General features: G+C 59.5%; 22 protein-coding genes. 16 read left to right on the plus strand and 6 right to left on the minus strand.

The features are described from left to right. The first annotated feature begins 152 nt into the window (after window positions 1–152). The 5 genes from AC3WK5_RS10050 to AC3WK5_RS10070 all read left to right on the plus strand — a co-directional run bounded on the left by AC3WK5_RS10050 (window position 153) and on the right by AC3WK5_RS10070 (window position 5,370). Window positions 153–809, plus strand: coding sequence for an alpha/beta hydrolase (locus AC3WK5_RS10050; RefSeq protein WP_103315709.1), 657 nt, complete (start codon window positions 153–155; stop codon window positions 807–809). Window positions 810–905: 96 nt separating this feature from the next. After that, entirely contained in the window at window positions 906–2,381 is a 1,476-nt protein-coding gene (gene rhlB, locus AC3WK5_RS10055) for an ATP-dependent RNA helicase RhlB (RefSeq protein ID WP_103315710.1), read from the plus strand. 128 nt (window positions 2,382–2,509) lie between these two features. Further along, the gene (locus AC3WK5_RS10060; RefSeq protein WP_103315711.1) at window positions 2,510–3,457 is read left to right on the plus strand and encodes an ornithine cyclodeaminase family protein; all 948 of its coding nucleotides are present in this window, start codon (window positions 2,510–2,512) and stop codon (window positions 3,455–3,457) included. Between the two features lie 69 nt (window positions 3,458–3,526). Further along, a complete protein-coding gene (locus AC3WK5_RS10065; protein ID WP_103315712.1) occupies window positions 3,527–4,654 on the plus strand; it encodes an NAD(P)/FAD-dependent oxidoreductase in 1,128 nt (375 codons plus the stop codon). Between the two features lie 89 nt (window positions 4,655–4,743). Beyond that, the gene (locus AC3WK5_RS10070) at window positions 4,744–5,370 is read left to right on the plus strand and encodes a helix-turn-helix transcriptional regulator (protein WP_103315713.1); all 627 of its coding nucleotides are present in this window, start codon (window positions 4,744–4,746) and stop codon (window positions 5,368–5,370) included. A 148-nt stretch (window positions 5,371–5,518) separates the two neighbouring features. Here AC3WK5_RS10070 and AC3WK5_RS10075 read toward each other — a convergent pair whose 3' ends face one another. From AC3WK5_RS10075 to AC3WK5_RS10100, 6 genes are all read right to left on the minus strand, one after another. Continuing rightward, entirely contained in the window at window positions 5,519–6,295 is a 777-nt protein-coding gene (locus tag AC3WK5_RS10075; protein ID WP_103315714.1) for an ABC transporter substrate-binding protein, read from the minus strand. 339 nt (window positions 6,296–6,634) lie between these two features. Beyond that, a complete protein-coding gene (moaE, locus tag AC3WK5_RS10080) occupies window positions 6,635–7,087 on the minus strand; it encodes a molybdopterin synthase catalytic subunit MoaE (protein WP_103315715.1) in 453 nt (150 codons plus the stop codon). Between the two features lie 3 nt (window positions 7,088–7,090). Next, window positions 7,091–7,333 carry a MoaD/ThiS family protein gene (locus AC3WK5_RS10085; protein ID WP_103315716.1) on the minus strand — a complete coding sequence of 81 codons (243 nt, stop codon included), beginning with the start codon at window positions 7,331–7,333 and terminating at the stop codon, window positions 7,091–7,093. Beyond that, window positions 7,330–7,803 carry a cyclic pyranopterin monophosphate synthase MoaC gene (gene moaC / locus AC3WK5_RS10090; RefSeq protein ID WP_054593900.1) on the minus strand — a complete coding sequence of 158 codons (474 nt, stop codon included), beginning with the start codon at window positions 7,801–7,803 and terminating at the stop codon, window positions 7,330–7,332. Before moaC ends, AC3WK5_RS10085 begins: the two co-directional genes overlap by 4 nt. Window positions 7,804–8,040: 237 nt before the next feature. Next, entirely contained in the window at window positions 8,041–9,432 is a 1,392-nt protein-coding gene (locus tag AC3WK5_RS10095) for a PhoH family protein (RefSeq protein ID WP_054593901.1), read from the minus strand. Between the two features lie 349 nt (window positions 9,433–9,781). Further along, entirely contained in the window at window positions 9,782–10,906 is a 1,125-nt protein-coding gene (locus AC3WK5_RS10100) for a polysaccharide deacetylase family protein (RefSeq protein WP_103315797.1), read from the minus strand. Between the two features lie 305 nt (window positions 10,907–11,211). Here AC3WK5_RS10100 and yaaA point away from each other — a divergent pair, with 305 nt between their 5' ends. The 11 genes from yaaA (at window position 11,212) to AC3WK5_RS10155 (ending at window position 26,927) form a co-directional block, all read left to right on the plus strand. Further along, entirely contained in the window at window positions 11,212–11,991 is a 780-nt protein-coding gene (yaaA, locus tag AC3WK5_RS10105; RefSeq protein ID WP_103315717.1) for a peroxide stress protein YaaA, read from the plus strand. An 803-nt stretch (window positions 11,992–12,794) separates the two neighbouring features. Continuing rightward, window positions 12,795–14,111 (plus strand): nucleotide sugar dehydrogenase, encoded by a 1,317-nt coding sequence (locus AC3WK5_RS10110; protein WP_103315718.1) that lies wholly within the window; start codon window positions 12,795–12,797, stop codon window positions 14,109–14,111. A 74-nt stretch (window positions 14,112–14,185) separates the two neighbouring features. Beyond that, window positions 14,186–15,667: a mannuronan synthase gene (gene alg8 / locus AC3WK5_RS10115; protein ID WP_177474794.1), complete on the plus strand. Its 1,482-nt coding sequence runs from the start codon at window positions 14,186–14,188 to the stop codon at window positions 15,665–15,667. A gap of 35 nt (window positions 15,668–15,702) precedes the next feature. After that, the gene (locus AC3WK5_RS10120; protein ID WP_103315720.1) at window positions 15,703–16,872 is read left to right on the plus strand and encodes an alginate biosynthesis protein Alg44; all 1,170 of its coding nucleotides are present in this window, start codon (window positions 15,703–15,705) and stop codon (window positions 16,870–16,872) included. Between the two features lie 15 nt (window positions 16,873–16,887). Next, the gene (gene algK / locus AC3WK5_RS10125) at window positions 16,888–18,393 is read left to right on the plus strand and encodes an alginate biosynthesis TPR repeat lipoprotein AlgK (protein WP_103315798.1); all 1,506 of its coding nucleotides are present in this window, start codon (window positions 16,888–16,890) and stop codon (window positions 18,391–18,393) included. Beyond that, entirely contained in the window at window positions 18,390–19,874 is a 1,485-nt protein-coding gene (locus tag AC3WK5_RS10130) for an alginate export family protein (RefSeq protein ID WP_103315721.1), read from the plus strand. Before algK ends, AC3WK5_RS10130 begins: the two co-directional genes overlap by 4 nt. Before the next feature lie 26 nt (window positions 19,875–19,900). Further along, window positions 19,901–21,493: a mannuronan 5-epimerase AlgG gene (algG, locus tag AC3WK5_RS10135; RefSeq protein WP_177474797.1), complete on the plus strand. Its 1,593-nt coding sequence runs from the start codon at window positions 19,901–19,903 to the stop codon at window positions 21,491–21,493. A gap of 11 nt (window positions 21,494–21,504) precedes the next feature. Beyond that, entirely contained in the window at window positions 21,505–22,953 is a 1,449-nt protein-coding gene (locus tag AC3WK5_RS10140) for an alginate O-acetyltransferase (protein WP_103315799.1), read from the plus strand. 8 nt (window positions 22,954–22,961) lie between these two features. Then, a complete protein-coding gene (locus tag AC3WK5_RS10145) occupies window positions 22,962–24,086 on the plus strand; it encodes a mannuronate-specific alginate lyase (RefSeq protein ID WP_103315723.1) in 1,125 nt (374 codons plus the stop codon). Window positions 24,087–24,261: 175 nt separating this feature from the next. After that, window positions 24,262–25,740: an MBOAT family O-acyltransferase gene (locus AC3WK5_RS10150; protein WP_103315724.1), complete on the plus strand. Its 1,479-nt coding sequence runs from the start codon at window positions 24,262–24,264 to the stop codon at window positions 25,738–25,740. 11 nt (window positions 25,741–25,751) lie between these two features. Then, window positions 25,752–26,927 carry an alginate O-acetyltransferase gene (locus AC3WK5_RS10155; RefSeq protein ID WP_103315725.1) on the plus strand — a complete coding sequence of 392 codons (1,176 nt, stop codon included), beginning with the start codon at window positions 25,752–25,754 and terminating at the stop codon, window positions 26,925–26,927. Window positions 26,928–26,929: the final 2 nt, after the last annotated feature.

Consider the following 26,929-nt stretch of genomic DNA (forward strand, 5'->3'; position numbering starts at 1 on the left):
TAGCAAGGCCCGTACCATAGTTGTGGCTTAAGCGTTTCAGCCATGGATCAATAGAAAAACTTATAGAATCACGACATTTTATTAACCAACAAACCAGTCGCGCCCTATCTTCTCGCACTGCCCGGGAGTACGCGCACCACAATGGAGCAACCATGACCGAGCCCTTGATTCTTCAGCCCAGCAAGCCTGTCGATGCCTGCGTTATATGGCTGCACGGCCTGGGCGCCGACCGCTATGACTTCCTGCCGGTGGCCGAAGCCCTGCAGGAAAGCCTGTTGACTACCCGCTTCGTCCTGCCCCAGGCGCCGACCCGCGCGGTGACCATCAACGGTGGTTACGAGATGCCGAGCTGGTACGACATCAAGGCCATGAGCCCCGCCCGGAGCATCAATCACGAAGAGCTGGAGGTGTCGGCCCAAACTGTCATAACGCTGATTGAAGAGCAGCGAGCCAGCGGAATAGACGCCTCGCGGATATTTCTTGCAGGGTTTTCCCAAGGCGGCGCCGTCGTGCTGCACAGCGCTTTCCTGAAATGGCAGGGACCGCTGGGTGGCGTACTGGCCCTCTCGACCTATGCGCCGACATTCAGCGATGAACTGGAGCTTTCAGCCAGCCAACAGCGGATCCCGGTGCTGTGCCTGCATGGCCAATACGACGATGTCGTGCAGAACTCCATGGGACGCAGTGCGTACGAGCATTTGAAGACCCGTGGTGTCACCGCGACATGGCAGGAATACCCAATGGGTCACGAAGTGTTACCCGAAGAAATTCGTGATGTTGGCGTCTGGCTCGCGGATCGCTTGCGCTAATACAGAAACTTCCTGTAGCTGTATGAGCAACACACTACGCCGCGCCGGTTTCTTGCATTACACTGGCCGGCGTACATTCCTTAACCAATTGATGAGATGACCGTGCTCAAAGCACTCAAGAAAATGTTCGGTAAAAGCGAGGCTGAGCAGCTCGCGCCCAGCTCCAGCGCACCTTCCCACACACCCAGCAGCCGCACCGACGGTCATCAGCCTGGCCGGACCGTAGCTGTCGCGGCACCGAAACATACGCCCGCGAACACACCGGCCACCGAGCCTGTTGCGGAAAAACCGCGTAGCGAGACGCCAAAACCTGCGCAACCGCGCCGCGAACGTGCGCCGAAACCGCCCGTAGTCGCCTGGAAACTCGAAGATTTCGTCGTTGAACCCCAGGAAGGCAAAACCCGTTTCCATGATTTCAAGTTGGCCCCGGAACTGATGCACGCCATCCAGGACCTGGGTTTCCCGTACTGCACACCGATCCAGGCGCAAGTATTGGGTTTTACCCTGGCCGGCAAAGACGCCATCGGTCGCGCTCAGACCGGCACCGGCAAAACCGCCGCATTCCTGATCTCGATCATCACCCAACTGCTGCAAACCCCGCCGCCAAAAGAGCGCTACATGGGCGAGCCACGGGCGCTGATCATTGCACCGACCCGTGAACTGGTGGTGCAGATCGCCAAGGATGCGGCCGACCTGACCAAGTACACCGGTCTCAACGTCATGACCTTCGTTGGCGGCATGGACTTCGACAAGCAACTCAAGCACCTCGAGGCCCGCCACTGCGACATCCTCGTCGCGACCCCGGGCCGCCTGCTGGACTTCAACCAGCGCGGCGACGTGCACCTGGACATGATTGAAGTGATGGTGCTCGACGAAGCCGACCGGATGCTCGACATGGGTTTCATCCCTCAAGTGCGTCAGATCATTCGCCAGACCCCACCGAAAAGCGAACGTCAGACCCTGCTGTTCTCCGCCACCTTCACCGAAGACGTGATGAACCTGGCCAAGCAATGGACCACCGACCCGTCCATCGTTGAGATCGAATCCGAGAACGTTGCCAGCGAAAACGTCGAACAGCACATCTACGCCGTTGCCGGCGCCGATAAATACAAGCTGCTCTACAACCTGATCACCGACAACGGCTGGGAACGGGTGATGGTCTTCGCCAACCGCAAGGATGAAGTGCGGCGCATCGAAGAACGCCTGGTGCGAGACGGCGTCAACGCGGCCCAACTGTCGGGTGACGTTCCGCAGCACAAGCGCATCAAGACCCTGGAAGGATTCCGCGAAGGCAAGATCCGCGTGCTGGTGGCCACCGATGTTGCCGGTCGCGGGATTCACATCGACGGTATCAGCCACGTGATCAACTTCACCCTGCCGGAAGTGCCAGACGATTACGTACACCGCATCGGTCGTACCGGTCGTGCTGGCGCCGAGGGCGTGTCCATCAGCTTTGCCGGTGAAGACGACTCCTACCAGCTACCGTCCATCGAGGCGTTGCTGGGTCGCAAGATCAGTTGTGAAACCCCGCCGACTCATCTGTTGCGAGCGGTTGAACGCAAACGCCCTTAAACTCGCGTCGCAACGACAAAGCGCAGCCGGAAACGGACTGCGCTTTTTTTGCGCCTGGATATTGCCAAACGGAACAATAAGTCCAGAATGGACAAATTAGTTTATTTGCGAATCCACGGAGCATCCGCATGCCCAGCACACCTTATGTGATCGCCAAACCCCAGGCCCGCGAACTGCTTGATCAAGTCGACGTGCCGAAGATCCTGCGCAAGCTGTTCCGCGATCTGGCCGCGGGTCAGGCCGTGCAACCGGCCCAGCAATGGGTGGAGTTTCCGCAAGGCGCCGGTGACTTCATCAACTACCTCGGGGTGTTGGCCGAAGACGGTGTATACGGCGTGAAAACCTCGCCCTACATCGTGCGCCAGGACGGTCCGCTGGTGACTGCCTGGACGCTGCTGATGTCGATGCACACCGGCCAGCCGTTGCTGCTCTGCGATGCTGGTGAACTGACCACCGCGCGCACCGCCGCGACCACTGCTGTCGCCATTGATGCACTCGCCCTGCCGAACGCCACGCGCCTGGCAATCATCGGCAGCGGACCGGTCGCCCAGGCTCACCTGCATTACGCGAGGAGCGTGCGGCAATGGCAAAGCATCAATCTTTATTCACCGAATCTGGCGAACCGGGATCCGCAATTGCTCGCACAACTGACGGCCATCGACTCGCGCCTGAAGGTGTTCGATAACCGCGAAGCCGCGATCCAGGACGCCGATGTGATCATGCTCTGCACCTCCTCTGCCGGTCCCGTCATCGACCCACGGACCCTGAGCAAACCGACACTGATTACCTCCATCAGTACCAACGCAGTGCGTGCCCACGAGGTGCCGCCTGCAACACTCAGCGAGATGCAGGTCTATTGCGACTATCGCCTGACCACTCCGGACTCCGCCGGCGAAATGCTGATTGCCAGTGAACAGCATGGCTGGGACAAAAGTGCGATTGCGGGCGACCTGGCCGAACTGCTGAGCGAACAGACGCCACGTCCGGCTTATGATCGCCATGTATTCTTCCGTTCCATCGGTCTGGGTCTGGAAGACATCGCTCTGGCCAATGCCCTTTACCATTTGCTGAAGTAACACCCCCCCTTTGGCTGCTCCTACAGGGGCATCTATACCATTGGCATTTACGCCCATCAGGAGACGTTCATGACCCAGGCAGACTTCATCATCATCGGCGGTGGTATCGCCGGTGCTTCCAGCGGTTTTTGGCTGTCGCAACACGGTCGGGTAATCGTGCTCGAACGCGAAACCCACCCGGCCTATCACTCCACCGGGCGATCGGCCGCTTTGTACTCCGCCGCTTACGGTACGCCGCAAGTGCGCGCACTGACCCAGGCCAGCCGGGACTTCTTCGATGCGCCGCCCGCTGGTTTTTGCGAACACCCGCTGCTGACCCCGCGTGGCGAGATGACGGTCGACTTCACTGGCGACCCGGACGAGTTGAACAATCAGTACCTGAGCGCCAAGGCGACCGTGCCGCAGATGCAACTGCTCAGCGCCGAAGAAGCCTGTGCCCGCATCCCGATCCTGCGTCGCGAGAAAGTTCACGGAGCGATCTACGACCCTACCGCCACGGACATCGACACCGATGCCCTGCATCAAGGCTACCTGCGCGGCATCCGCCGCAACCAGGGCGAAGTGCACACCGATAGCGAAGTGCTGAGCCTGACGCGCGATGCTGACAATCTCTGGCACGTGAAAACCGCCCAGCAGACTTTCAGCGCACCGATCATCATCAATGCGGCCGGCGCCTGGGCCGACCAACTCGGTGAGATGGCCGGCGCCAAACCTCTGGGCCTGGTCCCCAAACGTCGTGCAGCCTTCATCTTCGCCGGCCCCGAAGGTGTGGATATCCACGACTGGCCGATGCTGGTCAGCCTCGACGAATCGTTCTACATGAAGCCCGATGCCGGAATGTTCCTCGGTTCGCCGGCCAATGCCGACCCGGTCGAGCCGCATGACGTGCAGCCCGAAGAGCTGGACATCGCCATGGGCATTTACCAGATCGAAGAAGCCACCACCCTGACCATCCGTCGACCAACCCGCACCTGGGCGGGTTTACGCAGTTTTGTCGGCGACGGTGATCTGATCAGCGGCTTCGATCCGCATGTACCGGGGCTATTCTGGGTCGCTGCGCAGGGCGGTTACGGCATTCAAACCTCGCCCGCCATGGGCCAGGCCAGTGCCGCGTTGGTTCGTGGCGAAGCCTTGCCGGAAGAGCTCAGTCGCTTTGGCCTCAGCGCCGCGATGCTCTCCCCTTCCCGCCTTGGCTGAACCTGCCTGCGGGGTGACGTCTGCCCCCGATTACGGCAAACTCCCAGCGCCCTTTTTCTACAGGGCGCTGATTGCCTGGAGCAACACCCATGACCCCACCTCTTCAAGATCCCGCACTGGATAACTACCGGGCGATCGCCGACGCCATTGCCACGCTGTTTTTCCCCCACGCCGAGGTGGTGCTGCACGACCTGCGCACGCAGAAAATCGACTACATCGCCAACAACCTGTCCAAACGTGAAGTCGGTGACGATGCCGCACTGGAAGACATGCTCAGCGAAGAAGTCAGCGAGCGGAATATCGGACCGTACGAAAAGCTCAATTGGGATGGGCAAAAGATCCGCAGCCTCAGCAGCGTGCTGCGCGACAGTGAAGGGCGTCCGATTGCCGTGCTGTGCATCAACCTGAATATTTCGCTGTTTGAAAACGCCAAGGCCGCGCTGGATCTGTTTCTCTCACCGAGCAAGTTGATCCCGCAACCTGACGCACTGTTTCGCGATGACTGGCAGGAGCGCATCAACACCTTCCTGCATAACTGGCTGCGAGAGCGGCAATTGGGGCTGAATATGCTGACTCGCGAGCACAAACGCGAGCTGGTGCTGGCGTTGCATGCCGAAGGCGCCTTCAAAGGCAAAAGCGCCTCCAACTATGTAGCCAACGTGCTGAACATGGGACGGGCGACGGTGTACAAGCATTTGAAAGAGTTGAAAGGCTGAGATTAGCCATGTGGCGAGGGAGCTTGCTCCCGCTCGGCTGCGAAGCAGTCGTGAAGCCGGCAAACGCTTTGTACCTGACAAAGCGCACTGCCTGAGTTCAGGGCCGCTTCGCGCCCCAGCGGGAGCAAGCTCCCTCGCCACAGATCAATCAATCGCCGTAGATATCCGACTTGAAGTACTTGGCTTCAATCTTCTGGTATTCGCCATTGGCGCGAATCCCATCGATGGCATTGTTCAGTTGGCTAACCAATTCGGTGTTGCCCTTGCGCACCGCAATCCCGGCGCCCTCACCCACATATTTCGGGTCCTTGAGCTCCGGCCCGACAAAGGCGTAGCCCTTGCCGCGTGGCATCGACAGGAAGTCGCTCAGCGGAATGGTATCGGCGAAAATGGCATCCAGACGCCCGGCGGCCAGGTCCATGTAGATCTCCTCATTGTTGCTGTAGCGCGCCACCTTGATGCCCTTGGGTTCGAAGACTTCCGTGGCGTAACGGTCGGTGGTGGTTGCCCGTTGCACACCAATGGCCTTGCCCTTGAGGCTTGCGTACTGGTCATCAACCACCGCACCGTCTTTCATCACCAGCCGCGATGAGGTGAAGTAGTACTTGTGGGTGAAGTCCACCGACTTTTTACGGTCTTCGTTAATGGTCATGGACGACAGCGCAGCGTCGATTTTCTTCACCTTGAGCGAAGGAATCAAACCATCGAACTCGCCCTCGACCCACTCGCACTTGACCTTCATCTGGGCGCACAACGCGTTGCCGATGTCGTAGTCGAAACCGGTGATTTTTCCATCCGAAGTCTTGGAGGCAAACGGCGGATACGCCGCTTCGATACCAATGCGCAGGGTTTTCTCGGCGGCAAACAGACTGCTGCACGCCAACAGGCTCAGGGCCAGGCCACCGATCAGGGGGAGCTTCTTCATGTTCGTTTTCTCGCGGGTTGTTGTTGGTTTGGCAAGACAGAAGAAAGTGAAACGGGAAACGCCTTTTTTGTACTTATAATTCCATACTGGACTTTTATGTATTTTCCGTCAATCGGGCGTGCGCAGTTCTTTCAGCCTCTGGTCGGGCGCTGAATTTGAGATGAATCAGGGAGAGGTGCAACGAAGCTGATGGCCCTTTCGCGAGCAAGCCCGCTCCCACAGTTGATCTCCATCAGACACAAACTTTGTGGACGACGAAGATTCACTGTGGGAGCGGGCTTGCTCCGGGCGGCAATCCGACGAAGACGGACTAACCGTCAACGAAGAAACAACGGATGCTCACTTCTTCCAGCGATCAGCCGCCGCATGATCACTATCACGCCCTTCCACCCAGCGCGGGCCGTCGTTGGTGGTTTCTTTTTTCCAGAACGGTGCGCGGGTTTTCAGGTAGTCCATGACAAAGGCGCAGGCGTCGAATGCCGCCTGGCGATGGGCACTCGCCGCACCGACGAAGACGATCGGTTCGCCCGGCTCCAATGCGCCGACGCGATGCAGCACTTCCAGTTTGAGCAACGGCCAGCGTTGCTCGGCCTCGACGACAATCTTGCCGAGGGCCTTTTCGGTCATGCCCGGGTAGTGCTCAAGAAACATCCCGGCCACATCGAGCCCATCGTTGAAGTCGCGGACATAACCGACAAAACTCACCACCGCACCGACACCGACATTCGCCGCATGCATCGCATTGACTTCAGCACCAGGGTCGAACGCCGTGGACTGCACGCGAATCGCCATCGATCAGCCTCCGGTAACGGTGGGGAAAAACGCCACTTCATCGCCATCGACGAGCGGTTCGTCGAGCTGGCACAAGTCTTCATTACGCGCACACATCAGGTTCTGCTCGCTCAGCACCTCGGCGCCCTCGCGTTGCGCCAGCAGCAAACGCACATCGTCGACCGAAGAGAATTCACCTTCGACGCTCAACGAATCAACACCCAGCGCCTCGCGGTAACGGGCAAAAAACTTCACGGTCAGCTTCATTGATCGGCCACCTGATAGTGCCCGCTCTTACCGCCGAGCTTCTCCAGCAGGCGCACGGTTTCGATGACCATGCCTCGGTCCACGGCCTTGCACATATCGTAGATCGTCAATGCGGCGACACTGGCCGCGGTCAGTGCTTCCATTTCAACCCCGGTCTGTCCGGACAGTTTGCAGCGGGCGACGATGCGCACCGCATCGAGGCCTTCGGCACTCAGTTCGACCTTGACGCTGGTGAGCATCAGCGGATGGCACAGCGGGATCAAATCGGAGGTTTTCTTCGCCGCCTGAATACCGGCAATGCGCGCCACGGCAAACACGTCACCTTTGGGGTGACCACCGCTGACAATCATTTGCAGGGTTTCAGGGAGCATACGCACAAGCGCTTCGGCCGTGGCTTCACGGAACGTCACGGCTTTTTCGGTGACGTCGACCATATTGGCGCGACCTTGGGAATCGAGATGAGTCAGCACAGCCTTACTCCTGATCAGGAGCACCGATTGTAAACCCGTGGGTCAAATTTTCGCGAGCTTGATTGCAGGGCCACCACAAACCAATGTGGGAGCGGGCTTGCTCGCGAAGGCGGTGTGTCAATCAACGTAAATATTGGATGTTAAGCCGCCTTCGCGAGCAAGCCCGCTCCCACAGGGGTTAAGTTTCAGGCATAAAAAAACGGGTGCCCTGGAGGGCACCCGGTTCTGGTGGGACATTTACAAATGCGATTCGGCGTATTCGGCCAGAATCGAACGTGGCACCCCTTGCAGGGTGATGTGCACCCCGTTAGGGAAGTCTTTGAAGCGTTCAGTCAGGTAAGTCAGCCCGGAGCTGGTCGCGGACAGGTAAGGGGTGTCGATCTGCGCCAGGTTGCCCAGGCACACCACTTTGGAACCGGCGCCGGCACGGGTGATGATGGTTTTCATCTGGTGCGGCGTGAGGTTCTGGCATTCGTCGATCAGGATCAGGCTTTGCTGGAAGCTGCGGCCCCGGATGTAGTTGAGGGATTTGAACTGCAACGGCACTTTGCTGAGGATGTAGTCGACGCTGCCATGGGTGCTTTCGTCATCCATGTGCAAGGCTTCGAGGTTGTCGGTAATAGCACCCAGCCAAGGCTCCATTTTTTCCGCTTCGGTGCCTGGCAGGAAACCGATCTCCTGGTCCAGCCCCTGCACGCTACGGGTGGCGATGATGCGCCGGTAGCGTTTGCTGACCATGGTCTGCTCGATTGCCGCAGCCAGCGCCAGGATGGTTTTACCCGAACCCGCAGCACCCGACAGGTTGACCAGGTGAATGTCCGGGTCGAGCAAGGCGTACAGCGCCAGGCTCTGATAGATGTCGCGTGGTTTCAGGCCCCAGGCTTCCTGGTGCAACAGGGGTTCCTGATGCAGGTCGAGGATCAGCAGCTTATCGACCTGGATTTCCTTGATCCAGCCGACAAAGCCCTGTTCGTCGATGATGAACTCGTTGATATGCACGGCCGGCAGGTTGTCGATCAGTTGCACCTGGTGCCAGGTGCGGCCATGGTCCTGACGGGTTTCGACCTTGCTCACACGGTCCCAGAACGAGCCCGTCATGTTGTGATAACCGTTGGGCAGCAACGACACGTCGTCAACCAACTGGTCAGTGCTGTAGTCCTCGGCCGCAATCCCGCAGGCCCGGGCCTTGAGGCGCATGTTGATGTCTTTGGTCACCAGCACCACGCGCAGTTCCTTGTCCCGCGCGTGCAGGTCGATCAACTGGTTGATGATGATGTTGTCGTTCAGGTGTTCGGGCAGAACGATGTTCGGCTCGGTACGCTTGCTCATCAGAATCGACAGCAAACCCTTGGGCCCGCTTTTTCCGCGCTGGATCGGTACACCCTGTTCAACGTCTTCGGGAGAGGCGTCGCCCAGTGTGTTGTCGATCAGCCGAATGGCCTGACGACATTCGGCCGCAACGCTGTGATGGCCGCTCTTGAGCTTGTCCAGCTCTTCAAGGACGGTCATCGGGATGGCAACGTGGTGTTCTTCGAAGTTCAGGAGCGCGTTTGGATCGTGGATCAATACGTTGGTATCGAGTACATAAAGGATTGGCAGGTTGGAGGGGCTACGTCCGTGATCATCCATACTCGGTCACCTTTGTGGGAGCCAGTCGACGCAATACCATGACAGTGCTGCGCCTCGAAGTGGCCACCGAATTCACCTGCCGTACTGAAATGAACTGCACGACTCAAGTGAACTGCACACACGGGGTCTTGGAAGACGCCACCTGTGTTGCAGGTTTCGGCGGTCTGTCTTCGTAATACTCCAAAACCCATGACAGAAAAAAGCACTTTGACGCTTTTTTGAAGTTTATTTTTCAGAGTGACGAAAAGCCCTTGGCGCGCCGCGCCGGCACCGTTAAAGTCGGAAGTCCGTCTGTATCGAAATCCCTTCTGAAATTCCCCCTGCCCCACTGTTTACTGGGTTCCGCGTTTCAGCGAAAAGCCTCCTGACAATCTTCCCAGCCGATCCCGCTTTGCGCGGTGTGCATCAGCAGCCAGGGCATTGCCGTTTTCACCACATCCTGTTTGGCGTTGAAATTGATCACCCCGTGGCGCCACAGCAGCATCAATGTCAGCACCCGCTGTGCGCTCTGCTCAGCCGTGAGCTGACGACTGCCGTCCGCAGGATCGATGTCCCACAGCGCAACCTGCACCCCCTGAGCCTTGAAGAAACCCTGCGCATCGGCGCGACGCTGGCCATTCGGCGGGCGGAACAACGGCACGAAGTTTTCCGGCAGTTTGCTCTTCACCAGTTCGACGCTGCGAGTCACTGAATACTGCCAATCCTGCCAATGGCTGTGGGAGCGGAATTCCCAGCCCTGCACCCCGATGCATTGCTTTGAGTACAACGTTTGCAGCTCGGCCACCGAATGCTGTGCCAAGCGGTTTTGGATATCGCTGCCCAGTACAAAAAAGGTCCCGCTCAGGTTCGCCTTGCGCAGGTACTCGGCCAGCCACGCTGTGTTGTCCGGCGCAAGGTTGGCGGCGCTATCGAAACTCAGCACAAACAGCCGATCGTTGAGTTCATCGCCGTTACGCTCGTAGTCGCCAAACAGTTCGACTTCGCTACTGGTCTGCGGAAACAGCGCGGCCTTGCGCAATTGTTCGTCCAGATAGCGCTCGTGAAAACGCCGGCTCGGCTCGGCCCAGCGGGCGTAATAGGACTCTTCGCCGAGTTCGAACTTGGCGGCCTGCTCGCGCAGGGTGTCCATGTCTTCGACCAGAAAACAGAAGGACGCATCCTGATCGCAGCTCTGCTGGGCAAAGTTATAGTTGGCAAGCAAACGCTTCCACATACGCGCGCGCAGCGTGTTGATCGACTCGAGGTTGATCATGCGCAACCCCAGGCGCTGCTTTAAAGCAGCTTCATCCAGCGCTTCACTGGCGAGCAAGGCCCGGGCGAAGGTGAGAATTTCCGCGCGTGAGGCGACATCGAACAGGGTCGGGCTGCCCAGTTGCTCCGGCCAGGTGCTGCGGTCCAGCGTGGCAGGGTCGTTGGGCGCGGCATAGGCACTCACGCTGAACAACCAGGCACAAAACAGTAAAGCGATACGCAAAGGGATGTCTCCATAACAAAACCCGCGCGGCACTATAGCTGATCTTGCGACCCTCCCTGCTGCGCCTGCGCACCCAATGTGGCGAGGGAGCTTGCTCCCGCTCGATCGCGAAGCGGTCGCAAAGCCTGCGACCGCGATTTGCCTGAAATGATGAAGTTGCAAATTTCAGGGCCGCTTCGCAGCCCAACGGGAGCAAGCTCCCTCGCCACAAAGGACTCGACACCACCGATCAGCTATCACTTCCATAGCTGGAGTCAACCGGGACAACCCCCTAGAATCCCCGCACGATTAAAGGAGACGACTTCATGCTGATGGTGATTTCCCCCGCCAAGACCCTCGATTACGAAACACCGCCGGCCACCCAGCGTTTCACTCAACCGCAATACCTGGACCATTCCCAGGAGCTGATCCTGCAATTGCGCGAACTGAGCCCGGCACAGATCAGCGAGTTGATGCACGTTTCCGACAAGATCGGCGGCCTCAACGCTGCACGCTTCGGCAGCTGGACCCCGGCGTTTACGCCAGCCAATGCCAAGCAGGCGCTGCTGGCGTTCAAGGGTGACGTGTACACCGGCATGAATGCCCAGACCTTCAGCGAAGCCGATTTCGACTACGCCCAGCAACACTTGCGCATGCTCTCGGGCCTCTACGGCCTGCTGCGCCCGCTGGACCTGATGCAACCGTATCGGCTGGAGATGGGCACCAGACTGGCCAATGCCCGCGGCAAGGATCTGTACGCCTTCTGGGGCACGCAAATCAGCGAATGGCTGAACGAAGCCCTGGCCGAGCAAGGCGATGACGTGCTGCTCAACCTCGCCTCCAACGAGTACTTCTCGGCGGTCAAACGCAGTGCCTTGAACGCCCGGATCATCAACACCGAGTTCAAGGACCTGAAGAACGGCCAGTACAAGATCATCAGCTTCTACGCGAAGAAAGCCCGCGGGATGATGAGCCGTTTCGTGATCCAGGAACGCATCAACGACCCGGCTGCGCTCAAGCAATTTGACGTGCAGGGTTACCGTTACAGCGCCGAACAGTCGAAACCCGACAACCTGGTTTTCCTGCGCGACCACGCCCCCGAATAAAGCATCACGATGGCGCACGACATTGATCAATGTGCGTGCGCCGAAACGTGGTTTCCCCTACATCTCCCCCGCCTAATTCGTCATTTTTCTGGCGCCAAAAACACATCAATTCCATTTATGAAATTTCTTTCACTCGACAAGCGTGAATTTTTTCAGTAGTGGCACGCATTTTTTTCAAGCGTAGTGGCAAAAAACTATTCACGCTAATTAACTCCCCATTAATAAAGGTCGAAACGGCAAGTGCTATCAATATGAGAGCAGTGCCATCTTTTGCAATATTTCAGGAAATTTCAAAATTCGGGATAAGCCGCCATGAACTATCTGAAAATACACCGCTCATACCACCGGTAACGATTATCTCTGAGCGTGTACGAGATAACTTACACAGCGTGCAGGCCCTATCGCCAAGTTGTCATATTCAACTTTGCTTTCAGGCCACTTATTTGCAATAGCAGGAGATAACGCACCATTACTATCCCCTACAAGGCCAAGGCTGCCCCCCTGTAAACGTGCTCACCTGAGCACCTGAGTGCTTGATATTGCTGGCTTTATGCCAACTTTCAAGTACCACCAGCCTTTTGCACCACGGTATTCAAAAGAAATGCCGGCTGCAGTTCAGGGCACGCCTTCACTATCAGGCCAAGTTTCGCACACCTTGAGTGCACTTATTTAGACACTCGGAATTGAGTATGCCTGCACACGGTATTGTGGCGCCTGCCGTCCACACTTCCGAGTGCACTTCGACCGCTGAACACTATTAACTTCGCGCCTTTAATGGCGTGATCAATACAGAGGTAATTGCGATGCGCATCAGCATATTTGGTTTGGGTTACGTCGGCGCAGTCTGTGCCGGTTGCCTGTCTGCACGAGGCCACGACGTGGTTGGCGTGGACATTTCCAAAGACAAGATCGACCTGATCAATGCCGGTAAATCTCCGATCGTTGAACCGGGTCTCGGCGAGCTGCTGACCCAGGGCATTCAGACCGGTCGTCTGCGCGGCACCACCAACTTCGCAGAAGCCATCCGCGACACCGACCTGTCGATGATCTGCGTCGGTACACCGAGCAAGAAGAACGGCGATCTGGAACTCAACTACATCGAATCGGTGTGCCGCGAGATCGGCTTTGTCCTGCGTGACAAAACCACCCGCCACACCATCGTGGTCCGCAGCACCGTGTTGCCGGGCACCGTGAAAAACGTGGTGATTCCGATCCTCGAAGACTGCTCGGGCAAAAAGGCCGGCGTCGATTTCGGCGTTGCCGTGAACCCCGAGTTCCTGCGTGAAAGCACCGCGATCAAGGACTACGACCTGCCACCCATGACGGTCATCGGTGAGTTCGACAAAGCCAGCGGTGACGTTCTGCAATCGCTGTACGAAGAGCTCGACGCGCCGATCATCCGCAAGGACATCGAAGTCGCCGAGATGATCAAGTACACCTGCAACGTCTGGCACGCCACCAAAGTGACCTTCGCCAACGAGATCGGCAACATCGCCAAAGCGGTCGGTGTCGATGGTCGCGAAGTGATGGAAGTGGTCTGCCAGGACAAGACCCTCAACCTGTCCCAGTACTACATGCGCCCGGGCTTCGCATTTGGTGGCTCGTGCCTGCCGAAGGACGTGCGCGCCCTGACCTACCGCGCAAGCTCCCTGGACATCGAAGCGCCGCTGCTCAACTCGCTGATGCGCAGTAACGAATCCCAGGTGCAGAACGCCTTCGACATCGTTTCCAGCCACGACAAACGCAAAGTCGCCCTGCTCGGCCTGAGCTTCAAGGCCGGCACCGATGACCTGCGCGAAAGCCCGCTGGTGGAGCTGGCGGAAATGCTGATCGGCAAGGGTTACGACCTGAGCATCTATGACAGCAACGTCGAATACGCCCGCGTCCACGGTGCGAACAAGGATTACATCGAGTCGAAGATTCCTCACGTCTCGTCCTTGCTCAACTCGGACTTCGACTCGGTGATCGACAACTCCGACGTGATCATCCTCGGCAACCGCGACGAGAAGTTCCGCGCCCTGGCCGAGACCGCGCCGCACGGCAAGCAAGTGGTCGACCTGGTCGGCTTCATGTCCAAAGCCACCAGCGTCAGTGGCCGCACCGAAGGTATCTGCTGGTAACCGCCGTTCCCCGTAGGCGCTGGTTCTGCCAGCGCCTACGACTGCTCATCGCCGAAACACAATGGATGCAGATTATGCACAGGCTAAAGCACCGCCTACTTCAGGCTGCCGGTTGGCTGTTTTACCTCAGTTTATTGATGGGCATCGCCATGGCGCTGCCTGTGAGCACTTTCGACTCGCAGTCCAAGGACTTCATTTTCCTGATTGGCGCCGTTGGTATCTGGCGCTATTCGATGGGTGCCACGCACTTTCTGCGCGGCATGCTGTTTCTCTACGTGGTCTACCCGCACCTGCGGCGCAAAGTGCGCAAGCTCGGCAAGGCGGCAGACCCGTCCCACGTGTTTTTGATGGTCACCAGTTTTCGTATCGACGCGCTGACCACCGCCCAGGTCTACAGCTCGGTGATTCGCGAAGCGATCGAGTGCGAGCTTCCGACCACCGTGGTCTGCTCGATCGTGGAAATGTCCGATGAGCTGTTGGTGAAAAGCCTCTGGGCCAAAATGAACCCGCCGGACCGGGTCAAGCTCGACTTCGTGCGCATCCCCGGCACCGGCAAACGCGATGGCCTGGCCTTCGGTTTCCGCGCCATCTCGCGCCACCTGCCGGACGACCGCGCGGTCGTGGCGGTGATCGATGGCGACACCGTGCTTGCCGAAGGCGTAGTACGTAAAACCGTGCCGTGGTTCCAGCTGTTCGGCAATGTCGGCGGCCTGACCACCAACGAGTTTTGCGAAGTGCGCGGCGGCTACATCATGAGCGAATGGCACAAGCTGCGCTTCGCCCAGCGTCACATCAACATGTGCTCGATGGCCCTGTCCAAGCGCGTGCTGACCATGACCGGGCGCATGTCGGTATTTCGCGCCAGCGTGGTCACCGACCCGGACTTCATCGCCGACGTCGAAAGCGACTCGCTGCAACACTGGCGCCTGGGCCGTTTCAAGTTTCTCACCGGCGACGACAAGTCCAGCTGGTTCAGCCTGATGCGCCTGGGTTACGACACCTTCTACGTGCCTGACGCTGCGATCAACACCGTTGAACACCCGCCGGAAAAGAGCTTCATCAAGGCCAGCCGCAAGCTGATGTTCCGCTGGTACGGCAACAACCTGCGGCAGAACTCCCGGGCACTGGGCCTGGGGATGAAACGCCTGGGCCTGTTCACCTCGGTGGTGCTGTTCGACCAACGCGTGTCGATGTGGACCTCGCTGCTGGGCCTGACCGTGGCACTGATCGCCAGCTTCAAATACGGCACTGCGTTCATCCTCGTGTACCTGCTGTGGATCGGCATCACCCGCCTGATCCTGACCCTGTTGCTCTCCTGCTCGGGACACAAGATCGGCCCGGCCTACCCGGCGATTCTTTATTACAACCAGATCGTTGGCGCGCTGGTGAAGATCTACGTGTTCTTCCGCCTCGACCAACAGTCCTGGACCCGTCAGGACACCAAATTGACCCGTGATCTGGCCAGCTTTCAACGTTGGTTCAACACCTGGTCGTCTCGGACCATGACCTTCTCCGCCGGCAGCATCTTCGTCGCCGTGCTGCTGTTGATGGTCTGACCTGCCTTGCCTGAATTAACGAGGAAATACCCCCTATGAATACCGCCGCGAACATCAACGTAGTGCATGAATCCGAAGCCCAACGCCAACACGCCCGGGTGAAAATCCCGGCCAAGTTGCGCTTCTTCGGACCCGACCGTACGCCTGTGGACGCACGCCTCATCGACCTGTCCGCCGGTGGCCTGAGCTTCAATGCCGGCCAAGTACTGCTCAAGGTCGGGGATGTGTACAAGGGCCGACTGCAATTCTTGATCGACAACCTCGGCCTGGCCATGGACGTCGAGATACAGATTCGCTCGTTCGACCGCCAGACCGGCCGCACCGGTTGCCAGTTCCAGAACCTCGAACCGCAGGACATCTCGACCCTGCGCCAGCTGATCACGTCGCACCTGTCCGGTGACATCGTGACCATGGGCGATGTGCTGGCGACCCTGCAACGCGACAACTTCACCAAGGCGCGCAAGCTCAAGGACGGTGGCCACGGCATGAGCGCTTTCGGGCGCTTGCGGGCAGTGACCTTCAGCCTGGGGATTTTCGTCGTCGGCCTCGCAGCGTTCGGCTTCGTTCTCAAATCGGTGTACGGCATGTACTTCGTCAGCCACGCCCAGGCCGGCCTGGTCAGCGTTTCCGGCATGAACGTCACCATGCCTCGCGACGGCACCGTACAAAGCCTGATCAAAACCGATGGCGTTGCGGCCAAGGGCGCGCCGCTGGCGACGTTCAGCACCAGCATGCTCGATGTACTTAAAGGGCATCTGGACGAAAACCAGTTGCAGCCGGCCAAGGTTGAAGAGCTGTTCGGCAAGCAGATGACCGGCACCCTCACCTCGCCGTGCGATTGCACCGTGGCCCAACAAATGGTCGCCGACGGTCAGTACGCCAGCAAAGGCGACGTGATCTTCAAACTGGTGCCGCAGGGCAGCCAGGCCAGTGTCGAAGCACGCTTCTCCTATCGCCAGTTCGCTGACGTGCGTCCGGGTACGAAAGTGAGCTTCCAGATCGCCGGCGAAGACGCTACGCGCACCGGCACCATCGTCAGCAGCACCAGCCTGAAAAGCGAAGACCTGTCGTCCGACATCCGCGTGCAGATCAAGCCTGACGCGCCGCTGGACAGCACCTTCGCCGGTCGCCCGGCAGAAGTCAGCAGCAACCGCGGCCCGTCCTTGAACTGGCTGATCGACAAAGCCATGGCCGCGGGTCTTTAAGCGGAGGACATGCCTGTGACCACCACAAAAATCTTGAACACGCCGCAGCCCCTGTGGGAGCGGGCTTGCTCGCGAAGGGATCAGCGCGGTTTGCCTGATGCACCGCAGCGACTGCTTCGCGAGCAAGCCCGCTCCCACATGGGTCATGCGTTCTGCGCACTGGCGTTGGCAGTCAGCCTCAGCGGTTGCGCCGGCCTGCCCGACCAGCGTCTGGCCAATGAAGCCCTGAAGCGCGGCGACACCGCGCTCGCGCAGCAGAACTACAAACAACTGGCCGACCTGGGTTACAGCGAAGCACAGGTCGGGCTGGCCGATATCCAGGTGGAAAGCCGCGACCCGGCGCAGATCAAAGCCGCCGAAGCCACCTACCGCGCCGCCGCCGATACCTCGCCGCGAGCACAAGCGCGCCTGGGTCGTCTGCTGGTGGCCAAACCGGGATCGACCGAAGCCGAGCAACACGAGGCCGAAGGTCTGCTGAAGAAAGCCTTTGCCAATGGCGAGGGCAACACCCTGATCCCGTTGGCCATGCTGTACCTGCAATATCCCCACAGTTTCCCGAACATCAACGCCCAGCAGCAGATCAACCAATGGCGCGCCGCCCACTATCCGGAAGCCGGTCTGGCGCAAGTGCTGCTGTATCGCACGCAAGGTACTTACGACCAGCACCTGGATGACGTCGAGCGCATCTGCAAAGCGTCGCTGAACACAACCGACATCTGCTACGTCGAGCTGGCCACGGTCTATCAGAAACGAGCCCAACCGGAACAACAGGCGCAACTGCTCAAGCAACTGCAAGCCGGTTACAGCCTTGGCAAAGTTTCCGCCCAACGCATGGACAGCGTGGCCCGCGTGCTCGGCGATGCCAGCCTTGGCAAACCGGACGAAAAAACCGCGCAGGCCATGCTCGAGCAAATCGCCCCCGGCTACCCGGCGTCCTGGGTCAGCCTGGCGCAGTTGCTCTACGACTTCCCCGAACTGGGTGACGTCGCCAAGATGATGGAATACCTCGAAAACGGCCGAGCCGCCGATCAGCCGCGCGCCGAACTGTTGCTGGGCAAACTCTACTACGAAGGCAAGTGGCTGCCGGCCGACGCCAAGGTCGCCGAAGCACATTTCCAGAAAGCCGTGGGCAAGGAAGTCGCCGCCGATTACTACCTCGGCCAGATCTACCGCCGTGGCTACCTGGGCAAGGTCTATTCGCAAAAAGCCCTGGACCACTTGCTGACCGCTGCGCGCAACGGCCAGAACAGTGCCGACTTCGCCATCGCCCAGTTGTTTTCCCAAGGCAAGGGCACCAAGCCCAACCCGCTCAACGCCTATGTCTTCAGCCAGTTGGCCAAGACACAAAACACCCCGCAAGCCACTGAGCTGGCGCAAACACTCGAAACCCAATTGCCGCCTGCGCAGCTGGCCGAGGCCCAACGTCTGTTGAAACAGGAACAGGCCACACGTGGCGCCTCGAGCCATAGCACGTTGCAAGTCGAGGCCCTGCAAGAAAAAGACGGCGAGGAATCCCTATGAAGCTCAATCCATTCGTTCAAGCCGGAATCGGCCTGACCTTCGCCCTGTTGTGGTCCTGCCCGACATTGGCCGCGATGACTGACACCAAGAACTACGGCCTGGAAGTGAAAGTCACCGGCCAGTCCGAAGACGACAGCGACCTTGGCACCAAGCCCGGCGGCGACGTCAACGGCGTTGCCCTGGACCTGCGTCCATGGGTCTACGGTGAAAGCGGCAACTGGAGCGCCTACGCGATGGGCCAGGCGGTGACTGCGACCGACATCATCGAAACCGACACCTTGCAGTCCGATACGCAAGGCGCCCAGAGCAGCGGCAACAACGGCCGCCAGAGCAAGAAAAACTACCTGGCAATGCGTGAGTTCTGGATCGGTTACAGCGGCCTGACGCCCTACCCCGGCGAGCAGCTGAAACTCGGTCGCCAACGCCTGCGCAACGACGACGGCCAATGGCGCGACACCAACATCGAAGCGCTGAACTGGACCTTCGACACCACTCTGTTGCGGGCCAACGTCGGTGTCGCCGAACGCTTCAGCGAGTACCGCACCGACCTCACCGAACTGGCGCCCAAGGACAAGGATCGCCTGCACGTGTTCGGCGATATCGCAACCCAATGGACGCCCGGTCAGTGGGTCGGGCTGCGTGCCCATCACACCCATGATGACGGCAAGCTCGACTTCCCGACACCCGGCGAAGCCCCTGACTCGCTCGCCAAGAAACAGAACGGCGACCTGAGCTGGCTCGGCGTCGAAGCCAACAGCGATGCCTACAACTGGCGCAACACCAACACCGTCAACTACTGGGCCAGCCTCACCGGCATGAGCGGCAACCGTGACACCGTCAATCCATTGAATACCGATGGCAGCCGCCCGATCGATGCCTCGAAAAACGGCGACGTCAGCGGCTGGGCCACCGACCTCGGCGTGCGTCTGCGCCTCGATCCGCAATGGCAAGTCGGCGCGGCCTACGCCCGTGCCAGCGCCGATTACGAGCAAAACGGTTTACAGAGTAACCGCTCGAACTACACCGGTACGCGCTCGCGGGTTCACCGTTTTGGCGAGGCCTTCCGTAGTGACATGAACAACATGCAGAGCGCCACGCTGTTCGGCTCCTGGATGCTGCAGGACGATTACGACGCCAGCCTGGTCTACCACAAGTTCTGGCGTGTCGACGGCAACAAGCCGGTCGGCAGCAACGGCATCAACGCGGTGGAGAACAACTACGACGACGTCACCGGCGCGCTGCTGTCCAGCACCTCGTTGCCGCTGGTGGATGGCAAGACCGACCTCGGCCAGGAAGTGGATCTGGTGGTCACCAAGTACTTCAAGCAAGGCCTGCTGCCGGCCGGTTTGAGTCAGTCAATCGATGAGCCCTCGGCGCTGGTGCGCTTTCGTGGCGGTGTGTTCAAGCCGGGCGATGCCTACGGCAAACAGGTCGACTCGTACATGCACCGTGCGTTCATCGACGTGATCTGGCGCTTCTGATGCGAGCCGCCAAGGGAGTGCCCCAGATGAACAACCCTGCGCTCAAAGGCTCGCTCAGCCTGCTGGTCGGCGCGATGCTGCTGACCAGCTCAGCGGTGTTCGCCAGCGTTGAGCCGGCAGCTCCTGCCCCAAAAGGGCAGCAAGCGATCGTGGCCAAAGGACTGCAACAGGCCAAGACCTATACCGTCAGCAGCGCTCCGACCGCATCACTGGAACTGGCGGCACCAAAACTGCCCGACCTGTCCGGCTACACCGCGCAAGCCGTCGCGGCGAAGATCGTGCGCAGCAAGGCCGGCAAAGTCAGCGTGCGCCGGATGATGCAGGAAGACGCCTTGAAGGACTTCATCGGTGGCGATAACAAGATGGCTGAGTGGGTAGTGCGTCAACACGGCATTCCTCAGGCGATCTTCATCGACGACGGTTACGTCAACCTCAAGGACCTGGCTCAGAAGCTGCCCAAGCAGTACTTCAGCGAGACCTCACCCGGCGTGTTCCTCGCCAGGCTGCCGATTGTAGTCGGGCATAAAGGCATCCTCGAAATCGACCAACAGACCCAGGAGTTGCGCCTGTCCGAAGAAGCCGGTTCGTTCATGGTCAACGACGGCCAGCTGTTTGTGCGTGACAGCAAAATCACTGGCTGGCGCGAGAAGGACAATGGCCCGGCGACCTTCCGCTCGCCCAAGGATTTCCGTCCGTTCCTGCTGTCCTGGGGCGGCACGCAGACCTACATCGTCAACAGCAAGCTGGCCAGTTTCGGTTACTCCAACAGTAAGTCCTACGGCGTGAGTATTTCCCAGTACACGCCGAACATGGCCAAGGTACTCAAGCGCCCGGAACCGACCGGCTGGATCATCGGCTCCGAGTTCTCGGACATGTGGTACGGCTTCTACTGCTATGAAACCCGCGACTTCGTGGTCAAGGGCAACACCTACCGCGACAACATCGTCTACGGCATCGACCCCCACGACCGTTCACACGGCTTGATCATCGCCGACAACACGGTGCATGGAACGAAGAAGAAGCACGGCATCATCATTTCCCGCGAAGTGAACGACAGCTTCATCTTCAACAACCGCAGTTACGACAACCACCTCTCGGGGCTGGTGATCGACCGTAACAGCGTCAACAACCTGATCGCCTACAACGAGATCTACCGCAACCACACCGACGGCATCACCCTCTACGAGAGCGCCGACAACCTGCTGTGGGGCAACAAGGTGATCAGCAACCAGCGCCACGGCATCCGGATTCGTAACAGCGTGAACATTCGCCTCTACGAAAACGTCGCCATGAACAACGGCCTGACCGGGGTCTACGGGCACATCAAGGACCTCACCGACACCGACCGCGACATCAAGCTCGACCCGTTCGATGCCGAGGTCTCGCTGATCGTCGTCGGCGGCGAACTGGCGGCCAATGGCAGCGGACCGCTGTCCATCGACTCGCCATTGAGCGTCGAGCTGTACCGGGTGTCGATGCTCGCCCCGACCAAATCCAGTGGCATCAGCTTCTCGGGAATCCTTGGCGAACGCCAGGACGAAATCCTCGACCTGCTGGTGCGCCAACAGAAAGCCGTGCTGATCGACCCCGTCGAACGCCAGACCGAAATGCGCGACTGAGGATGACTTTCATGAAACCCCATTTGATCAAACTGTTCAGCCTCGCCGGCCTGACTGCCGCGATGTCTGCCGTAAGCTTTACGGCGAGTGCAGACGACGCCAAGACACCGAACTTCAGCGCCGAACCCTGCTGCAACCTATGCCCGGAAGCGCACGACGCGAAGAACTACACCACGCGTTATCAGCAAAACTTCACCACCCTGGTGCAAGCGCAAGGCGACTGGTTGTTCCGCACCCAGGAAGACCTGCGCACCGAATTCAACACCACGCCCGAAGGCTATCGCCGGCTCAAGCAACTGCACGACGCCTTCAAGAGCAAAGGTGTTGAACTGGTGGTGGTGTATCAGCCGACCCGTGGTCTGGTGAACCGCAATAAGCTCAACCCGCAAGAAAAAGCCGCGTTCGATTACGACAAGGCGCTGAAAAACTACCAGGGCATGCTCGGGCGTTTTGCCGAGATGGGCTATGTGGTGCCTGACCTGTCGCCGCTGACCAACGAATCGCTGCCGGACACCCTGCCCGCCCACGATTTCTACTTCCGTGGCGACCAGCACTGGACGCCTTACGGTGCCCAGCGCACGGCGAAAATCGTCGCCGAGAAGGTCAAGCAGCTCCCGGCCTTCGCCGGCATTCCCAAGCGCGAATTCGAGACCAAGCGGTCCGGGCGCATGGGCAAGACCGGCACCCTGCACAACATGGCCGGGCAGCTCTGCGGTACCAGTTACGCGATCCAGTACATGGACCAGTTCACCACCGAGCCTAAAGGTGAAGCGGCAGACGGCGACCTGTTCGGCGATTCCGGCAACCCGGAAATTACCCTGGTCGGCACCAGCCACAGCGGCAAGAACTACAACTTCGCCGGGTTCCTCGAAGAGGCCATCGGTGCCGACATTCTCAACGTCGCTTTCCCCGGCGGTGGCCTGGAAGGTTCGATGCTGCAGTACCTGGGCAGTGACGACTTCCAGAAGAAGCCGCCGAAGATCCTCATCTGGGAATTCTCGCCGCTCTATCGCCTCGACCAGCAAACCATCTACCGCCAGATGATGGCGCTGCTCGATAACGGCTGCGAAGGCAAAGAGGCACGGATGTCCGGCAGCGCCACGCTCAAGCCGGGCAAAAACGAGTTGATGGTCAACAGCAAGAACATCGACCTGCGCAACAGCGACCATCAGGTCGACATCCGCTTCGCCGATCCATCGGTGAAAACCCTGCAAGCCACCCTCTGGTACATGAACGGTCGCCACGAGGACATCAAGATCGACAAACCCCACACCGCAGATACCGACGGGCGTTTCGCCTTTGAATTGCGCACCGATGAAGACTGGGCCACGCAGAACCTGCTGGCCGTCGAAATCCAGGGCCCGGAAGCGGGTGCTGCGCCACAAAAAGTCGAAGCGAAAATCTGCAAACGCAACGTGTTCCCAGGCGCCGAGCAACGTACCGCTCAGGTCGGGCAATGAGGTCTGTTATGCGAAATCAGAAACTGAAAACCCTGCTTGCACCTACGCTCTTGAGCCTGGCGATGTTCGCCGGGGCGACCCACGCAGCCGCGCCACTGCGTCCGCCGCAGGGCTATTTTGCGCCTGTGGATAAATTCAAGAACGGCGACGACAGCGGAAGTTGCGATGCGATGCCGACGCCGTACACCGGCGCCCTGCAATTTCGCAGCAAATACGAAGGCTCCGACAAGGCACGTTCGACCCTCAACGTCGCGTCGGAAAAAGCCTTCCGCGACACCACCGCCGACATCACCACACTCGAACGCGGCACCAGCAAACGGGTGATGCAGTTTATGCGCGACGGTCGCCCGGAACAGCTGGAATGCACGCTCAACTGGCTTACCGCCTGGGCCAAGGCCGATGCGTTGATGTCCAGGGACTTCAACCACACCGGCAAGTCGATGCGCAAATGGGCGCTGGGCAGCATGGCCTCGGCCTACATCCACCTGAAGTTCTCCGACTCCCATCCGCTGGCAACGCATCAGCAGGAAGCCCAAGTGATCGAGGCGTGGTTCAGCAAGATGGCCGATCAGGTGGTCAGCGACTGGGACAACCTGCCGCTCGAACAAACCAACAACCACTCGTACTGGGCCGCCTGGTCGGTGATGGCAACGTCGGTCGCGACCAACCGCCACGACCTGTTCGACTGGGCCGTGAAGGAATACAAGGTCGGTGCCAATCAGGTCGACGCCCAGGGCTTCTTGCCCAACGAACTCAAGCGTCAGCAACGGGCGCTGGCCTATCACAACTACGCCCTGCCACCGCTGGCGATGATCGCCAGTTTCGCTCAGGCCAACGGTGTGGACTTGCGCCAGGAAAACAACGGCGCACTGAAACGCCTCGGTGACCGGGTGCTCGCCGGGGTGAAAGACCCGCAAACGTTCGAGCAGAAGAACGGCAAGGAACAGGACATGACCGACCTCAAAGTCGACTCGAAATTCGCCTGGCTCGAACCCTTCTGCACGCTCTACACCTGCCCGGCGGACGTGCTGGAACGCAAGCATGCGATGCAGCCGTTCAAGAGCTTTCGACTGGGTGGGGATTTGACCAAGGTCTACGACCCAAGCCATGAAAAGGGCAACAAAGGTTCATAAGCCGAGACGCAAAACCCGTAGGAGCAAGGCTTGCCCGCGTTGCGGCCATCGCGGGCAAGCCTTGCTCCTACGGGGGGCGTGACGGGATCGAATGCAATACAACCTTCCGGTTTTTCACGGGGGGTTTGGGGGGGCCGTTGGCCCTTGACTGTTGGTTACACAAGGAGAGATCAGGATGGTGTTTTCATCCAATGTGTTCCTGTTTTTGTTCTTGCCGATCTTTCTCGGCTTGTACTACTTGAGCGGGCAACGCTATCGCAACCTGCTGCTACTGATCGCCAGCTATGTGTTTTATGCCTGGTGGCGCGTGGACTTCCTGGCACTGTTCGCTGGCGTCACGCTGTGGAACTACTGGATCGGCCTGAAAGTCGGGGCGGCCGGCGTGCGGAGCAAACCGGCGCAGCGCTGGCTGTTGCTCGGCGTGGCGGTGGACCTGTGCATCCTCGGCTATTTCAAGTACGCCAACTTCGGGGTCGACAGCATCAACGCGATCATGAGCTCCATGGGCCTGTCGCCGTTCATCCTGACCCACGTGCTGTTGCCGATCGGTATCTCGTTCTACATCTTCGAGTCCATCAGCTACATCATCGACGTCTACCGCGGCGATACCCCGGCGACCCGCAACCTGATCGACTTCGCGGCGTTCGTGGCGATCTTCCCGCACCTGATCGCCGGCCCCGTGTTGCGCTTTCGCGACCTGGCCGATCAGTTCAACAACCGCACCCACACCCTCGACAAATTCTCCGAGGGCGCGACGCGGTTCATGCAGGGTTTCATCAAGAAGGTGTTCATCGCCGACACCCTGGCGGTGGTCGCCGACCATTGCTTCGCCCTGCAAAACCCGACCACGGGCGATGCCTGGCTCGGTGCCCTCGCCTACACCGCGCAGCTGTATTTCGACTTCTCCGGCTACAGCGACATGGCCATCGGCCTGGGCTTGATGATGGGTTTCCGCTTCATGGAAAACTTCAAGCAGCCGTACATCAGCCAGTCGATCACCGAGTTCTGGCGCCGCTGGCACATCAGCCTGTCGACCTGGCTGCGTGACTACCTCTACATCACGCTGGGCGGTAACCGCAAAGGCACGCTGATCACCTACCGCAACCTGTTCCTGACCATGTTGCTCGGTGGTTTGTGGCACGGCGCGAACATCACCTACATCGTCTGGGGTGCGTGGCACGGCATGTGGCTGGCGATTGAAAAAGCCATCGGTCTGAACACCTCGCCCCGCAGTTTCAACCCGATCCGCTGGGCGCTGACTTTCCTGCTGGTGGTGATGGGCTGGGTGATTTTCCGTGCGGAAAACCTGCACGTTGCCGCTCGCATGTATGGCGCGATGTTCAGCTTCAGCGAGTGGTCGCTGTCGGAACTCAACCGCGCCAGCCTCACCGGTCTGCAAGTCGCGACCCTGGCAGTGGCATACGCCACGCTGGCGTTCTTCGGCCTGCGGGACTTTTACCGCAACCGGCCTGCGGCGCGGCTCGACGCCACGGCGAACAACCCTGTCAGCGGCGACGCCCAGGTGTTGGCGGCCAGTTGGGTCGCGGACTGGCCGCGTTACGCCATGCGCGCGCTGGTGCTGCTGCTGTTCATCGCGTCAATCCTGAAACTCTCGGCGCAAAGCTTCTCGCCATTCCTTTACTTCCAGTTCTGAGGGATCTGACCATGACCCGCTCATTACGTCTGTTCTACATCGCCCTGTTCCTGGTGACCCTGTTGGTCCTGGGCCTGTGGTCGATGCGCAGCTTCTTTGGTTTCAACACCAACGCCGACGCAACCGTGCTCAACGGTCGCTGGAGCAAAGCCGTGGAGACCCACTACGACGACCATTTCCCGATCAAACGCCTGGGCACCAACCTCTGGGCTCTGCTTGATTTCAAACTGTTCAACGAAGGTCGTCCAGGCGTGGTGCTCGGTCGCGATCAGTGGTTGTACAGCGATGAAGAATTCAACCCGGTGGTCAATGAAGAGCTGAACCTGCAAGGCAACTACGCGCTGGTCGAAGGCGTACGCCAAACCCTGAAGGCCAAGGGTGTGCAGCTGGTAATGGCAATAGTCCCGGCCAAGACTCGCCTGTACCCGGAACACCTGGGTGAAGTGAAACCGGCGCGCATCCACGCCGACCTCTACAAGGATTTCCACGCCCGTGTCGCCGCCGACAAAATCCTCGCCCCCGACCTGCTCGGCCCGCTGCAAAAAGCCAAGCAGAACGGCCAGCAAGTGTTCCTGCGCACCGACACGCACTGGACGCCAGAGGGCGCGCAAATTGCCGCCGAACAACTGGCCAAAACCATCGCCGACAAATCCCCGCTCAGCGGCCAGCCGCAGCGCTTTGTCACCGAGCCGGCGGAGCAAGTCAGCCACAAGGGCGACCTGAGACTGTTCCTGCCGCTGGACCCGCTGTTCGAAAACCTGATGCCGGCGCCAGAGCCCCTGCAAAAGCGCAACACCCACGCGGTTGAGAACCAGCCTGCCGGTGACGATGCCTTGTTCGCCAACAACGAAGTGCCGGTGGCGCTGATCGGCACCAGCTACAGCGCCAACCCGAACTGGAACTTCGTCGGCGCGCTCAAGCAAGCGCTGCACAGCGACGTGGTCAATTACGCCGAAGACGGCCATGGCCCGATCCTGCCGATGCTCAGCTACCTGAACAGCGATGCCTTCAAGAACAGCCCGCCACGAGTGCTGATCTGGGAGTTTCCTGAACGTTATCTGCCTGTGAACAACGAAATCGGCGACGCCGACCCGCAGTGGGTCGCAGAGCTCAAACAAGCCGGTGCCCGCCAGCAAAACGTAGCAATTAACCGCAAATCCGAGACGCCCGACCGGGCGCAAAACTGAAA

Source organism: Pseudomonas sp. FW306-02-D09B, assembly GCF_058782685.1.

What these genes read in the sequence shown, in the direction of transcription:
- AC3WK5_RS10155 (WP_103315725.1), top strand. Translation starts at nt 25,752, where the DNA reads ATGACCCGCTCATTACGTCTGTTCTACATCGCCCTGTTCCTGGTGACC.
- moaE (WP_103315715.1), bottom strand. Translation starts at nt 7,087, where the DNA reads ATGGCGATTCGCGTGCAGTCCACGGCGTTCGACCCTGGTGCTGAAGTC.
- AC3WK5_RS10120 (WP_103315720.1), top strand. Translation starts at nt 15,703, where the DNA reads ATGAATACCGCCGCGAACATCAACGTAGTGCATGAATCCGAAGCCCAA.
- AC3WK5_RS10075 (WP_103315714.1), bottom strand. Translation starts at nt 6,295, where the DNA reads ATGAAGAAGCTCCCCCTGATCGGTGGCCTGGCCCTGAGCCTGTTGGCG.
- AC3WK5_RS10065 (WP_103315712.1), top strand. Translation starts at nt 3,527, where the DNA reads ATGACCCAGGCAGACTTCATCATCATCGGCGGTGGTATCGCCGGTGCT.
- AC3WK5_RS10060 (WP_103315711.1), top strand. Translation starts at nt 2,510, where the DNA reads ATGCCCAGCACACCTTATGTGATCGCCAAACCCCAGGCCCGCGAACTG.
- AC3WK5_RS10150 (WP_103315724.1), top strand. Translation starts at nt 24,262, where the DNA reads ATGGTGTTTTCATCCAATGTGTTCCTGTTTTTGTTCTTGCCGATCTTT.
- AC3WK5_RS10110 (WP_103315718.1), top strand. Translation starts at nt 12,795, where the DNA reads ATGCGCATCAGCATATTTGGTTTGGGTTACGTCGGCGCAGTCTGTGCC.
- AC3WK5_RS10145 (WP_103315723.1), top strand. Translation starts at nt 22,962, where the DNA reads ATGCGAAATCAGAAACTGAAAACCCTGCTTGCACCTACGCTCTTGAGC.
- alg8 (WP_177474794.1), top strand. Translation starts at nt 14,186, where the DNA reads ATGCACAGGCTAAAGCACCGCCTACTTCAGGCTGCCGGTTGGCTGTTT.
- AC3WK5_RS10070 (WP_103315713.1), top strand. Translation starts at nt 4,744, where the DNA reads ATGACCCCACCTCTTCAAGATCCCGCACTGGATAACTACCGGGCGATC.
- AC3WK5_RS10130 (WP_103315721.1), top strand. Translation starts at nt 18,390, where the DNA reads ATGAAGCTCAATCCATTCGTTCAAGCCGGAATCGGCCTGACCTTCGCC.
- algG (WP_177474797.1), top strand. Translation starts at nt 19,901, where the DNA reads ATGAACAACCCTGCGCTCAAAGGCTCGCTCAGCCTGCTGGTCGGCGCG.
- AC3WK5_RS10085 (WP_103315716.1), bottom strand. Translation starts at nt 7,333, where the DNA reads ATGAAGCTGACCGTGAAGTTTTTTGCCCGTTACCGCGAGGCGCTGGGT.
- AC3WK5_RS10140 (WP_103315799.1), top strand. Translation starts at nt 21,505, where the DNA reads ATGAAACCCCATTTGATCAAACTGTTCAGCCTCGCCGGCCTGACTGCC.
- rhlB (WP_103315710.1), top strand. Translation starts at nt 906, where the DNA reads ATGACCGTGCTCAAAGCACTCAAGAAAATGTTCGGTAAAAGCGAGGCT.
- AC3WK5_RS10050 (WP_103315709.1), top strand. Translation starts at nt 153, where the DNA reads ATGACCGAGCCCTTGATTCTTCAGCCCAGCAAGCCTGTCGATGCCTGC.
- AC3WK5_RS10095 (WP_054593901.1), bottom strand. Translation starts at nt 9,432, where the DNA reads ATGGATGATCACGGACGTAGCCCCTCCAACCTGCCAATCCTTTATGTA.
- yaaA (WP_103315717.1), top strand. Translation starts at nt 11,212, where the DNA reads ATGCTGATGGTGATTTCCCCCGCCAAGACCCTCGATTACGAAACACCG.